Here is a 12560-nt window from a genome sequence, read left to right on the forward strand (position 1 = left end):
AGGATGATCCTGCACCGTAGACCATAAGAAAAGGCGGGGTTTTGACCCCGCCTTTTCGGTGTTGCAATGATCCGGACGGATCAGAATTCTTCCCAGTTGTCCGCCGAAGGAGCCGCTGCTGCGGCCTTGCCGCCGCCGAAGGCCTGGGCGAGCTTGCCGACCATGCCGCGGGCAGGGGAGGCAACCGGTGCCGAACGGGTGGATGCACTTCTGACCGGCGCCGCCATGGCGGATGCCGTCTGGCGAAGTGCCGCACTCTGTGCGGCCGGCCGGTAGCCTTCGCCGCCATTCTGCTGGAACTGGCCGAGCTGGAACTGCGAGACGAGTTCGCGCAGGCGGCCGGCTTCGGTGGCGAGTGTGGCACCGGCGGCATTGGCTTCTTCCACCATGGCCGCGTTCTGCTGGGTCACCTGGTCCATCTGGTTGACCGCGGTGTTGACCTCGGCCAGACCGACCGACTGCTCGCGCGAGGAGGTGGCGATCGAATCCATGTGCTGGTTGATGGTGACGATATAGTCCTCGATCGTCTTCAGCGCCGCACCGGTATCGCTGACCAGCTTGACGCCGGTCTCGACCTCGACGGATGACTTGCCGATCAGGTCCTTGATCTCCTTGGCAGCCTGGGCCGAGCGCTGGGCAAGTTCGCGCACTTCCTGGGCGACGACGGCAAAGCCCTTGCCGGCCTCGCCTGCGCGGGCGGCTTCGACGCCTGCGTTCAGGGCCAGAAGGTTGGTCTGGAAGGCGATATCGTCGATCACGCCGATAATGCTGGAGATCTGGCCGGACGATTCCTCGATCCGTCCCATCGCATTGACCGCATTCGCAACCACCGCGCCGGACTGGCGGGCGCTTTCATTGGCCTGGATGGCGACCTTGCGGGCCTCGTCGGCACGCTTGGAGGAATTGCCGACATTGACCGTGATCTGATCGAGCGCGGCGGCGGTCTCTTCCAGCGAGGCGGCCTGCTGTTCGGTCCGCTTGGAAAGATCGTCGGCGCTCTGGCTGACTTCGCGCGAGCCCGAATCGATCGCGCTGGTGGCCTGGGCGACCGAGCCGAGCGTGCCGCGCAACTGGCCGACCGTGGCGTTGAAATCGGCCCTGAGGCTTTCGAATTCCTGGGCAAAGGCGTGGTTGAGCTGGAAGGTCAGGTCGCCCGCCGAAAGATGCTTGAGGCCGGTGGCAAGGCCGTTCGTCGCTTCCGCCATGGCTTCGGCGCGGATACGTTCCTGCTCGGCATTGCGGCGGCGCTGTTCGTCGGTGAGGTTGCGCTGCTCTTCGGCGTCGCGTTCCAGCGCCTGCGTCTTCAGCGCATTGTCCTTGAATACGTCGACCGCCTTGGCCATCGCACCGATTTCGTCCGGGCGGTTGCCGCCTTCGACGGTCGCAGACAGGTCACCGGATGCCAGCTTCGACATCGTGCCGGTCAGGCGGCCTATGGCACCACCCAGCGAACGGGCGAATACCATGAAGCCCACAAGTGTCAAAAGACAGATCACGGCGGTACCCATCAGGGTCCGCCACAGAGCTGTGTTGTTTGCGTCCACGATCTTGGTGGCATTGGCACCGATCTCGAACACGCCGATTGTTTCACCGGAGAAGTTCTTGAATGGCGTCACCTTGACCGCGACGTCGCGATCGCCGATCTCGATCTGTCTCAGGACATCCTTGCCGTTGAAGCCTGCCGTGAGGTCTTCATCCGGCAGCATGGACTTGCCGTCCCTGGTCGAGGCCTGCGTCGTCAGCTTGCCGTTGACCATCACATCGACGGCGATCTCGCTGCCGAGCTTCTCGCCCAGCGGATTGAAATAGGCAGCACTGAGATTGGTGCCGATATCGACTGCGCCGACAACCTTGCCATTGTCCTTGATAGGAGCGACGGCATAAAGGCCGATGTCCCCGCTCTGGCCGATTTCGATACCGGCCGCCATGTCCCCGCTTGCAATAGCGGTCTGAACCGTCTTGCGTCGGCTCAGCACGTTGTCGCCGAACTTGCTCGGATTGTGCGCGCGCGCGATGGCCGTCCCGCTTGCGTCGAACACGGTCGAAAGAGGCAGGCTGAACTTCTGCTTCAGTTCCGCGACACCGGCCGAGTATTTCTTCAGAATGGCGTCGCGATCACCTTTCTCGACCAGGCCGGCAATCTCGGGGTCGTTGGCGAGCTGCACGGCAATCGCCGCTGCGGCGCGCTGCAGGCCGTCCATGTCGCTATGGATAAGAGCAATATCGCCGCTGACCTTGGTTTGCAGCGCGTCGGAACTCATGTTCGCCTGAGCGTACCATCCCATCCCGCCGATTGCGGCACTTGCAAACAATACGGCGGCAAAGCCATATCCGCTGATCTTGATCCACAGAGGTCGTTTGATAGTTAGTTCAGTCATGTCATGCCCTAAAGAGAATTGCTGGTTGTGGGCGAATATCGATGCTAATCCTCAATATTGATTAAATGTTTCAAATATTGGCGCCATTGCGGTGCAATGTTTCTTGATATCCCGAGCCGGTCACCCTTAGCGGTTGTTTTTGACGGCTTTTTCAATGCGATACTTACGCCGGGGGTGTGTCCGGCCCCGCCGTTGACTGTTCGCCCCGGCTCTCCGGCCCCAAGCCTCCAGTTTCGCGCCAGCGCCATCTGCCACAGTGGTCGAGACGTCATCTGACCCCGCGGGTATTCATGCCGAACAAAATCACATCGCTTCGCCGTGCCACAGGCCTGACGGCGGCCCTCATTGCAACGACCGCGCTTGCGGGCTGCCAGATCCCGCTCGTGCCCGATACCAGTCTGGTCAATCCCAATGTCTTCGTCCAGCAGACGGCGCCGGTCTTCTACATCCCGCCCTATCAGGATCCGCCGTCCAACCAGCCGCCGCCGACGCCGGGCGCAATACCGCACAAGCGCCAGCTCTATCCGACGGATTTCCACCAGACCTACGATCATGCGGCGAGCTACGGCCTGCCGGTCTCCAATCCGGTCTACCGGACCATGTATGATATCCGCCATGACGACGACCACACGCTGCCGGCCATTCCCTATTCGCGCATCGATCCGCGCTTCCTGAGAACCGAGGTCGACTATCGCACCAGCGAGGCACCCGGCACGATCGTCGTCGATACGCATGCCCATTATCTCTATCTGGTTCAGGCGGGCGGCAAGGCGATTCGCTATGGCGTCGGTCTCGGCAAGGCAGGCTTCGCATGGTCCGGTCGCGGCGTCATTCAGCGCAAGGCGAAATGGCCGCGCTGGACCCCTCCGGGTGAAATGGTCGCCCGCGATCCGGCCCTGCGCCAGTTTGCGGCCTCCGAGGGTGGCGCGTCTCCTGGGCTCAACAACCCGCTCGGCGCCCGCGCACTCTATATCTTCAAGGACGGCAAGGACACGCTGTATCGCGTCCACGGCACGCCGGACTGGCAATCCGTCGGCAAGGCAACCTCTTCCGGTTGCGTGCGCATGCTCAATCAGGACGTCATCGACCTTTTCGACCGCGTGCCGAACGGAACGCCGATCGTCGTTTCCTGACCGCTTTCGAATGCCCTGTAAACGCTGCCTTTCGGGGCGGCGTCGGCGTTTTTGTGGCCTGCATGTCTTAGTCCGATCGTTGCCGATTTGCCGCAGGCCTGTCGTTTAGACCGTGGTCATGACCACTCGGAACCTTTCGCCGCGAAGAGCGTTCGATTAAGCTTTGCGCAATCGCGTTCTTCTGGATGGTTCTTCCCGATATGAAATTCGACACCTCTTTTTCCCGCCGGAGCTTCCTCACTGTTCTCGGCGCCGGTGCTGCCTCGACGCTTGCCGGCTGTGCTTCCACCACGCCCTATGGCGGCCAGGTCGTCACCTACCGTGACGGCATTAGCACCCAGCCGCCCGAAACCATGGTCGCCGGCGATGATGGCGCGCAGGTCGATCCCGCCCAGATGTACGGCTCGATCGCCGATGGCGGTTTCGTCATCCCGGCCATTCCCTATCAGCGCATCAACCCGCGCTACTATCGCCAGCGCGTCGTCGATCCGACCGGCGAAACCCCCGGCACGATCGTAGTCGATACGCCGTCGCGTTTCCTCTATCTGGTCGAGCCCGGCGGTTACGCCATGCGCTACGGCGTCGGCATCGGCCGCGAAGGCTTCGCCTGGTCCGGCGAGGGCGTCATCCAGTGGAAGCAGAAATGGCCGAAATGGACGCCGCCGGACGAAATGGTCGCCCGCCAGCCGGAACTGGTCAAATATTCGTCGAAGAACGGCGGTATGGCCCCCGGCCTGATGAACCCGCTCGGCGCCCGCGCCCTCTATATCTTCAAGGACGGCCAGGACACGCTCTACCGCCTGCACGGCTCGCCGGAATGGAACTCCATCGGCAAGGCCGTCTCTTCCGGCTGCGTGCGCCTGATGAACCAGGATATCATCGACCTCTACGACCGCGTACCGGCCAAGACCCGCATCGTCGTCTGGCAGTAATAATCGTAGCTGTCTGAAAAAAGACGCCTGCCAATTGTCGGGCAAGCCTTATATCTTGCCCCTTCCAACCCTCCCCACAAGGGGGAGGGTCTGATCCGGTCGTAGCGCCGGCACTCACTTCATCGCGGCATCGAGCTTGGCCTTCCAGTCGCCATCGGCAAGCGCTTTGGTCACGAAGGCATCGACGGCCTGTTTGAGCGCGTCGTCCTTCTGCATCAGATAGGCATTGTCGAAATGGGTGAAGGGCTCCTTCACCGGAACGGGGCACAATACGCCCGCATGCAGCTTCGACTGCAGGTCGGCCTCCACGCCGTCCGTCACCATCACGTCCGCCTTGTCGGCGGCGATCTGGTCGAAGATCGTCTTGTTGTCGGGAAACACCTCGATCGTCGCATGCGCCAGCTTTTCATGCGCGAACTTGTCGTTGGTGCCGCCCGGATTGACGATGACGCGGGTCGAAGGCTGGTCGATCGCCTCGAGCGTCGTGTATTTGTCCTGGTCGATGCAGCGGGCGATCGGCCGCTTGCCGTCGCTGACATTGGGCACCGAGAAATTGCCGACTTCCGCCCGCGCCGGATTGACGGTGATGCCGCCGACGACGATGTCGAACTTGTCGGCCTTGAAGTCGTCGAGCATCGTCTTCCAGCTTGTCATGACGAATTCCGGCTTGACGCCGAGCGTGTCCGCCAGTTCCTTCGCCATGGCGATATCGGCGCCCACCAGCTCACCATCGGCACCCTTGTAGCTGAACGGCTTGTAATCGCCCGTCGTGCCGATCTTCAGGACGCCCGCCTGCTTGATTGCGGCAAGGCTGGTTCCGTCGGCCAATGCCGGCCCGGCCACGGTGCCGGCCAGTGCCGCAAGGCCGAATGCCGTAAGTGCCATGCGTGCTCTTTTGTTCATTCCGCTGTTCCCTCTGTATGATCCATTGTCTGATCCGTTGTCTGATCCGGTCTCCCGCGGCAAAACGTAGCCGGGCACTGCGACAAGTCAATCGAGATGGTCCAGCCATTTTCCGGCCATTCGGCGCTTTGGAAGCAGGCGGCCGGCATGAAGACGGCTGGGATCGCGCCGAAACATGTGTTAAGCGCCAGCCGAATAAAAGCAGGAGCGCAACCGTGACCGAGCCGACCGTAACCGACGCAACCAACCGCATCTATGAATCGCTTCATGCGGATAATGCCGATATCGACACGCATATCGCATCTCTGAAGGCGGCGATGGCGCGCGAAGGCGTCAAGGAAGCCGTGTTCGATCCTGCGAAGATCTCGCAGAACAACCGCTCCGGCCGCAAGCTGATGCAGGCCTATTTCCGCCAGCGCGGTGTGACGGTGAAATTCGCCGGCGCGTGAGCCGCGTCAGTCGAACCGGCAGGCGGGCCTGATCCCTCCTGCACAAAGACATGTCCGGCCTGAAGGAGGATGAGCGCAGAAAAGACGGCAAGGGCTTTGATCACATGTCGTCCAATCATCTCGTCAGGCGCGGCATCCGGGCTCTGGCGGGATGGATAGGTGAAGGCACGCGGATGGCAACCGTGGGCCTTGTCGGGATGGGGTGTGGCCTGCGGTCCTGGCAAACGCTATTGGCGTAAGGCGCCCGTCACAGCCATCGGCCCTTTGCAGACAACGCATCAGATCAATTGGGTTGAGTAAGTTGAAATCGCAAAGAAAATCCAGCTCGCGCCACGCTGATTGCAGCCATTTGGAAGAAAGATTCCGCCCGGCTGCTCATAGGAAATTTTCCTACAAGAATGATGACAATCCTCCGCCCATTTGAGCTGGGGACTTTACTATGCACCTCGCCGCTCTCGATGAAACTGAGATATGTGTTTAGTTTGTCTTGGAGGATAACGAGATGGTTCCCGTCATCAATATCCCAGGGCATGTGATCGGATATCGTAAGCCACAGATCGCCAGATATTCGATCTATGGAGTAGAAATCGATTTGATCCACTTGATCGATTGCCATTGCGACGCTCCCCCTTCAAGCTGCGAAGTGACGCTATGCTATGTCCATGTCCGCTTGTGGCGCAAACCGGCAGTTGCCAAGAGCGGCATTGAGCGCGAAACTCGCGTCATGCTCAGGCCCTATTGGATAAAGATGGATAAGCCTTCGGGGCTCGGCTTCGGCATCACCGCCTGGTCGAAGGAGGATGCGGAAACCTTGCTGCGCCTCGTGCTGCCCGACGATTGCGCCATCATTTCGATCAATCCGGTCAAGGACGCTGCCTCGCTGGATCAGGGACATGTCATTCCCAACATGGGGAATATGTTTCGCCGAGGCATTTGGTATCCGCTCGGATACCAGCATCTGACGAACTAAGCCTTCGTCCGCTTCCCCCGCCAAGCCGAAGCCTGCCCCCGCCCCAGACGAAAGCAGGCCAGTATGGCGATGCCATCATCAGAGGCTCAGGTCGAGACCGAGCATGCTGGTGAGGGCGAAGGTGACGGCCCCCAGGCCGGCGAGTGCGACCACGAAGACTGCGGCGAGCTTGCCGCCCGTGCGCAGCATCTCACGGCGCTTCTGCTCCCCCTGATCGTAGTGCCACTTGATGGCAAAGAACATGGCCGTGCCCAGGGCGAGAACCTTGAACGTGATAAAGACGATTGGGACCCATTCCATGACGGAGACCTCTATATGCATTTGTTATGTGCGTTATGATCCGATTTTAGGCAGTCGTGTACCAGCGATTGTGCAATGCTGACATGTGATCGCAGATGGGAAACTGGGCCACACTAAGGTCAGGTGCCAACGGGTTGGGCGGCGTCTTGAACGGCTTCCCGCCAGATCCGCTGAGCCGGAGAGCACCCCGACCAAGCCTCCCGTAAGCGCGCGCCACCGCCCGCCGCGACCACAGAAACCGGCAGGGGCCGCTCCGTCTACCCTTCCTCCGCCTTTTCGAGCCTTTCCTTCAGCCCCACCAGCGCCTCGCGCAGTGTCATCGCTTCTTCGAGATTGCAGCCGGTGGCGCGGCCGATGGCTCCCATTACATTTGTGGATCGCTGCCGCAGTTCCAGCCCCTCAGCCGTAAGCGTGATGATCACCTGCCGCTCGTCTTCAAGGTCGCGCTTGCGGCTGACGAGGCCGGATTGTTCGAGCCGCTTCAGGAGCGGCGACAGCGTGCCGGAATCGAGCCCCAGCCGCTCGCCGAGCGCCTTCACCTTCTGCCCGTCCTCGGCCCACAGCGCCATCATGACGAGATATTGCGGATAGGTGAGCCCCAGCGGGTCAAGCAGCGGCTTGTAGGCGCGGTTGAAGGCATGCGCCGCGCCATAGATGGCAAAGCACAGCATGTCGTCCAGGCCGAATTTATCTGCCGCCACGCCGGTGGCGCTCCCTGCATCCATCGGCATGCCCGGCTGCGCGAGTGCCTGCCTGCCTGCCTGCGTCGCCGACTTTTTCTTTGTCTCTGCCCCTGTCATCACGAAACCGTGCTCTATCTCTTCGATAATGCATAATCGCAGGCTTGACGCCGAAACGCAATGCGCATAAATATATTGTACGCAATTGAATTGCGATCAATTAAACGAAAGGAGATCGATCATGGCTATTCTCTACACCACCAAGGGTTCTGCAACCGGCGGACGCGCAGGCCACGGCGCATCTGAAAACGGCGTTCTCGACGTCACGCTCACCGTTCCGAAGGAACTCGGCGGCGATGGCGCCACCGGCACCAATCCCGAACAGCTTTTCGCCGTCGGTTATTCCGCCTGCTTCCTCGGCGCGCTGAAGGCCGTCGCAGCCAAGGAAAAGGTGAAGATCCCGGAAGACGCCAGGGTGACGGCTACCGTCGGCATCGGTCCGCGCGATGACGGCACCGGCTTCGGCATCGAGGTTTCGCTCTCGGTCTCCATTCCCGGCATGGATAAGGCTGAGGCCGAAGGCCTCGTTGCCAAGGCCCATATCGTATGCCCCTACAGCCACGCCATGCGCACCTCGACCGAAGTTCCGGTCACCGTCGCCTGATCGCGACCTGACCACAACAAAAAAAGGCTGGAAACGAGCGCGTTTCCGGCCTTTTTCATGTCTGGGATTTCGTGCCCTCGATTTCGTTATCCGCGATTTCGTTGGATCTCAGTTCCGCTGCAGGGCGAGATGCGTGCCGAGCCCGATCAGCACCGCCCCGCCGGCGCGCTGCACCAGCTTCTGGGCGCGGCCGGATCGCTTCAGCCGCTCGACCACGGCACCCGCCATCAGCACGCAGACGAGATCGGCCGACGAAAAGACGAGGTTGACGATCGCGCCGAGGATTGCAAGCTGCAGCCAGACCGGAAAGGCCGCCGAGGCATCGACGAATTGCGGCAGGAAGGCCATGAAGAAGATCGCCGTCTTCGGGTTCAGAACTTCCACCGTGATGCTTTGCAGAAACGCCCGTCGCGCCGACGAGGGGCCGACCACAGGCTGCGTGGTGTCGCCGGCAGCCCGCGCCCTGAACAACGATATCCCGAGCCAGATCAGATAGACCGCGCCGACCAGCTTCACCGCCAGATAGAGCGGCGGCACCGCATGAAACAGCACCGAAAGGCCGGCCGCCGCCGCAATCACATGCACATAGCAGCCGAGATGGATGCCGAGCGCCGCCATCAGCCCGCCGCGCCGCCCGCGCGCCAGGGTCTGCGCCGCCGCATAGAGCATGGCGGGGCCGGGTATATAGGCAAAGAGCGCGGTGGTGACGAAAAATGCGATCAGCAATTCGAAAGACGGCATCGGACGACCTGTGAGGATGATGGTGCCGGAAACGTTACCGCCATCGCCGCACAAAAGCCATCGCATCCCCCCGCTGCACGCTGCGCCAATCCCTTGTCATCGGAAAGAGATCAGCTATATTCTTTCTTCAGAAAGGATCGATCCATGGCTCATGCATCGAAAAATCCCGATCTCGTCATATCCGAGGCGCAGGTCGTGACCAAGGCCACCGTCGCCGCGGCCGATCGGCTGGGGCTCAGCGCCCGCGCGCTCGCCGGCATTGTCGGCGTTTCGGAAGCCTCCGTCTCGCGCATGAAACGGCTCGATCATCTGCTCGAAAAGGGCACGAAACCCTTCGAGCTGGCGCTGCTCCTGATCCGTCTTTTCCGCTCGCTCGACGCGATCACCGGCGGCGACGAGCAGGTGGCGCGTGCCTGGCTTAAAAACCAAAACACGGCGCTCGCCGGCATTCCTGCCGAAAAGATCCTCACGATTTCCGGTCTGATCGATGTCCTTACCTATCTGGATGCCCGCCGCGCTCTCGTCTGAGTTCCGGCGGCTCGGCGCGACGGTCTGGCGGCTTGTCGAGGCCCAGCACCGCGTCTCCACCATGAAGCTTGTCGATCACGTCGACGAGCAGGAATTGCTGGAGCAGGTTCTGGAAGAGACCAAGCCCGCCTATCCGCCGGAATGCGAAGGGCTGGATTATCTGCTCAAGACCCCGTTCCGCTATGGCGCAGCCTATCCGCACGGTTCCCGTTTCCGCCGTGCCGGCAAGACGCCGGGCGTCTTCTATGCCGCCTTTGAAATTTCCACGGCGATTGCCGAAATGGCCTTTTACCGGCTGCTCTTCTTCGCAGAATCTCCTGCCACGCCTTTGCCGCCCAATGCGGCCGAATATACTGCCTTTGCCATACCCGTCGAAACCGCAAGGGTGCTGGATCTCACGATGCCCCCCTTCGACCGTGACCATACGGTCTGGGAGGACAGGCTGGACTATGCCGCCTGCCAGAATTTAGCCGAGGCGGCCCGCAGCGTAGATGCGCAAGCGATCGTCTATCGCTCCGTTCGCGATCCTGCAGGCGGGCTCAACATCGCCCTGCTGTCGGCATCGGCCTTTGCGTCAACCGAGCCTTCGGAAAGACAGACATGGCGAATTCGCCTCTCCCGTGCCGGTGTGCAGGCCATGCGCAATCATCCGCTGCTGCGGCTCGGCTTTTCCGTCGCCGATTTCGCCGATGATCCACGCATTGCAGCGATGATGAAGCGCTGATCGGCCCGATGGGTCTCGAAGACAGGCATAAAAAAAGGCCGGCGCAATATTGCTCCGACCTCTCTTATCGCTGCTTTGTCCACTCGTGCCAGTACATCCGTGGTCAAAAGCTGAAAGCAGCGGCGGCACTTGCGAGCGGCGAATGTCTCAGCGCTCATCAGCAATACCGATGGACACGATGTAATCATCGATTGTGTTTAAATCAAGTCAGAATAGTCGCAGCGACGATAATTCGCGTTTTGCGGGCAGCCTCTTCACCGCCCCGCGCCATCCATGCGGATGAAATCGACGAAGGCGCGCAATGCCGCCGGCATCTGGCGCCGGCTCGGATAATAGAGATAGAAGCCGGAATAATAGGGGCACCAGTCCTCCAGCACCCGGATCAGCCGTCCATCGGCCACGAGATCCTTGACCTGGTCCTCGAAGGAAAAGGCGATGCCGGCGCCGGCCAGTGCCGCATCGGCCATCATGTCCTGGTCGTCCAGAACGAGCGGACCATCCACCTCGACCGACAGTTCCACGCCGCCGCGCTCGAACTCCCAGGCATAGAGCCGTCCCGATCCGAAGCGGAAACCGATGCAGGGCAGGGACTTCAGGTCTTGCGGCGTCACGGGCCTGGCATGCTCGTTAAAAAAGCCGGGCGTCGCGACGATGGCCGTGCGTTGCCTCGGTCCGAGCGGCACCGCGATCATGTCCTGCGCCAGCGTCTCGCCGAACCTCACCCCGGCATCGAACCCTTCCGACACCATGTCGACCAGATCGTTGTCGATGACGATCTCGATCGATATGCGCGGATGCCTGGCGAGAAACCGGGCGACGACCGGCAACAGCACCATCCGCGCCGAAGGCCGCGAAGCGTTGATCTTCAGCCGCCCGACCGGCGTGCCGCGAAAATTGTTGAGATCGTCGAGCGCATCCTCGATGTCGCGAAAGGCCGGTGACACGCGCGCAAGCAGCGTCTCTCCCGCCTCCGTCAGCGCCACGCTGCGGGTGGTACGGTTGAATAACCTCAGGTCCAGCCGTGCCTCCAGCGCCTTCACCGCATGGCTGAGCGCGGACGGCGTGCAGCCCAGTTCGTCGGCGGCACGGCGAAAGCTCCGGTGCCGCGCAAGCGCCAGAAAAGGGGAGAGATCGGTCGGGGCAATGGTCCTCATTGTTGAACTATATTCATTAACGCGACAAGAATCGAGCGGATTATCTCAGGAACGCGAGCGGCGTAGAAATCTCCTCAGCCGCCGATGACCGGTCGGCACCAACAAGAGGAGACTTCAATATGCGTACATGGTTCATCACCGGGGCATCCCGTGGTTTTGGTGCTCTCATCGCCGAAAAGGCGCTGGCCAAGGGCGACAATGTCGTGGCCACCGCCCGCAATCCGCAGACGATCAACGCGCGTTTCGGCGAGCATGAGAACCTTCTCGCCGTCGCCCTCGACGTCAATGATGAAGCTGAGGCCCATGAGGCGGCAAGGGCAGCGGTGTCCCGCTTCGGCAGCATCGATGTCCTCGTCAACAATGCCGGTTTCGGCCTGCTCGGCGCCATCGAGGAAGCAACGGCAGCGGAAATCGAGGCGATCTACCGCACCAATGTCTTCGGCCTTCTCTCCGTCACCCGCGCCGTGCTGCCGCATATGCGCCGCCAGCGCTCCGGTCACATCTTGAACTTCTCCTCGGTCGGTGGCTATCGCAGCGCAGCAGGCTTCGGTGTCTATTGCTCGGCCAAATTCGCCGTTGAAGGTCTGACGGAGGCGCTCGCCGATGAACTTGCCCCTCTCGGCATCTTTGCCACCGCCGTCGAGCCCGGCTATTTCCGCACCGATTTCCTTGAAGGCAATTCGCTGAGCGTCAGCCCAACCGTGATTGCCGACTATGCCGAAACCTCCGGCGTGGTGCGCGAAAAGGCCAAAATCATCAGCCGTAACCAGCCGGGTAACCCGGTAAGGCTTGCCGAAGTCCTGGTCGATTTCGTCGACATGGAGAACCCGCCCGTCCGCCTGCCGCTCGGCAGCGACACGGTGGTCGCCATCGAAGCCAAGATCGCCTCCGACATGGCGCTTCTGGAAAGGATGCGGACGATCTCGCTCTCGACAGATTTCGCCACGACCGAAGCCGTCTGAAAGCATATCGGCCAGACAAAGCGCCCGGCGATGAGCCGGGCG

Annotated in this window: 15 protein-coding genes; 8 read left to right on the forward strand and 7 right to left on the reverse strand. The window is 61.3% G+C overall.

The features are described 5' to 3' along the window. Positions 1-80: 80 nt before the first annotated feature. A complete protein-coding gene (locus NCHU2750_RS03490) occupies positions 81-2378 on the reverse strand; it encodes a methyl-accepting chemotaxis protein (RefSeq protein WP_119939194.1) in 2298 nt (765 codons plus the stop codon). A gap of 302 nt (positions 2379-2680) precedes the next feature. Here NCHU2750_RS03490 and NCHU2750_RS03495 point away from each other — a divergent pair, with 302 nt between their 5' ends. Both NCHU2750_RS03495 and NCHU2750_RS03500 read left to right on the forward strand, forming a co-directional pair. Next, positions 2681-3511 carry a L,D-transpeptidase gene (locus NCHU2750_RS03495; RefSeq protein ID WP_502703839.1) on the forward strand — a complete coding sequence of 277 codons (831 nt, stop codon included), beginning with the start codon at positions 2681-2683 and terminating at the stop codon, positions 3509-3511. Positions 3512-3711: 200 nt separating this feature from the next. Next, on the forward strand, positions 3712-4443 hold the full coding sequence (locus NCHU2750_RS03500) for a L,D-transpeptidase family protein (RefSeq protein ID WP_119939196.1): 732 nt from the start codon (positions 3712-3714) through the stop codon (positions 4441-4443). Between the two features lie 114 nt (positions 4444-4557). Here NCHU2750_RS03500 and NCHU2750_RS03505 read toward each other — a convergent pair whose 3' ends face one another. Further along, positions 4558-5346 carry a transporter substrate-binding domain-containing protein gene (locus NCHU2750_RS03505; protein WP_245480324.1) on the reverse strand — a complete coding sequence of 263 codons (789 nt, stop codon included), beginning with the start codon at positions 5344-5346 and terminating at the stop codon, positions 4558-4560. A 215-nt stretch (positions 5347-5561) separates the two neighbouring features. On the opposite strand from NCHU2750_RS03505, the gene NCHU2750_RS03510 reads away from it, so the two are divergent. After that, positions 5562-5795 (forward strand): hypothetical protein, encoded by a 234-nt coding sequence (locus NCHU2750_RS03510; RefSeq protein ID WP_119942887.1) that lies wholly within the window; start codon positions 5562-5564, stop codon positions 5793-5795. 283 nt (positions 5796-6078) lie between these two features. Here the strand turns inward: NCHU2750_RS03510 and NCHU2750_RS03520 are convergent, their stop codons facing one another. Then, on the reverse strand, positions 6079-6411 hold the full coding sequence (locus tag NCHU2750_RS03520) for a DUF6572 domain-containing protein (RefSeq protein WP_119939198.1): 333 nt from the start codon (positions 6409-6411) through the stop codon (positions 6079-6081). A gap of 132 nt (positions 6412-6543) precedes the next feature. Here NCHU2750_RS03520 and NCHU2750_RS03525 point away from each other — a divergent pair, with 132 nt between their 5' ends. Beyond that, positions 6544-6765 carry a hypothetical protein gene (locus NCHU2750_RS03525; RefSeq protein ID WP_162939474.1) on the forward strand — a complete coding sequence of 74 codons (222 nt, stop codon included), beginning with the start codon at positions 6544-6546 and terminating at the stop codon, positions 6763-6765. A gap of 78 nt (positions 6766-6843) precedes the next feature. Here the strand turns inward: NCHU2750_RS03525 and NCHU2750_RS03530 are convergent, their stop codons facing one another. Continuing rightward, a complete protein-coding gene (locus tag NCHU2750_RS03530) occupies positions 6844-7065 on the reverse strand; it encodes a hypothetical protein (RefSeq protein ID WP_205583873.1) in 222 nt (73 codons plus the stop codon). A 257-nt stretch (positions 7066-7322) separates the two neighbouring features. Then, entirely contained in the window at positions 7323-7790 is a 468-nt protein-coding gene (locus NCHU2750_RS03535) for a MarR family winged helix-turn-helix transcriptional regulator (RefSeq protein WP_119942889.1), read from the reverse strand. A 196-nt stretch (positions 7791-7986) separates the two neighbouring features. Here NCHU2750_RS03535 and NCHU2750_RS03540 point away from each other — a divergent pair, with 196 nt between their 5' ends. Further along, positions 7987-8409: an organic hydroperoxide resistance protein gene (locus NCHU2750_RS03540; RefSeq protein WP_119939201.1), complete on the forward strand. Its 423-nt coding sequence runs from the start codon at positions 7987-7989 to the stop codon at positions 8407-8409. A gap of 108 nt (positions 8410-8517) precedes the next feature. Here the strand turns inward: NCHU2750_RS03540 and NCHU2750_RS03545 are convergent, their stop codons facing one another. After that, a complete protein-coding gene (locus NCHU2750_RS03545; protein ID WP_119942891.1) occupies positions 8518-9150 on the reverse strand; it encodes a LysE family translocator in 633 nt (210 codons plus the stop codon). Positions 9151-9294: 144 nt separating this feature from the next. Between NCHU2750_RS03545 and NCHU2750_RS03550 the strand changes: the two genes are divergently transcribed. Together NCHU2750_RS03550 and NCHU2750_RS03555 are read left to right on the forward strand one after the other, a co-directional pair. Continuing rightward, positions 9295-9678, forward strand: a complete 384-nt coding sequence (locus NCHU2750_RS03550; protein WP_119939202.1) for an MbcA/ParS/Xre antitoxin family protein — start codon at positions 9295-9297, stop codon at positions 9676-9678. Continuing rightward, on the forward strand, positions 9638-10402 hold the full coding sequence (locus tag NCHU2750_RS03555; RefSeq protein ID WP_119939203.1) for an RES family NAD+ phosphorylase: 765 nt from the start codon (positions 9638-9640) through the stop codon (positions 10400-10402). Before NCHU2750_RS03550 ends, NCHU2750_RS03555 begins: the two co-directional genes overlap by 41 nt. A 254-nt stretch (positions 10403-10656) precedes the next feature. Here the strand turns inward: NCHU2750_RS03555 and NCHU2750_RS03560 are convergent, their stop codons facing one another. Continuing rightward, a complete protein-coding gene (locus tag NCHU2750_RS03560; RefSeq protein WP_119939204.1) occupies positions 10657-11556 on the reverse strand; it encodes a LysR family transcriptional regulator in 900 nt (299 codons plus the stop codon). A gap of 119 nt (positions 11557-11675) precedes the next feature. Between NCHU2750_RS03560 and NCHU2750_RS03565 the strand changes: the two genes are divergently transcribed. Beyond that, positions 11676-12518 (forward strand): oxidoreductase, encoded by an 843-nt coding sequence (locus NCHU2750_RS03565; protein WP_119939205.1) that lies wholly within the window; start codon positions 11676-11678, stop codon positions 12516-12518. The last annotated feature ends 42 nt before the right edge of the window (positions 12519-12560 follow it).

It is taken from the genome of Neorhizobium sp. NCHU2750, from assembly GCF_003597675.1.
Lineage (GTDB): Bacteria > Pseudomonadota > Alphaproteobacteria > Rhizobiales > Rhizobiaceae > Neorhizobium.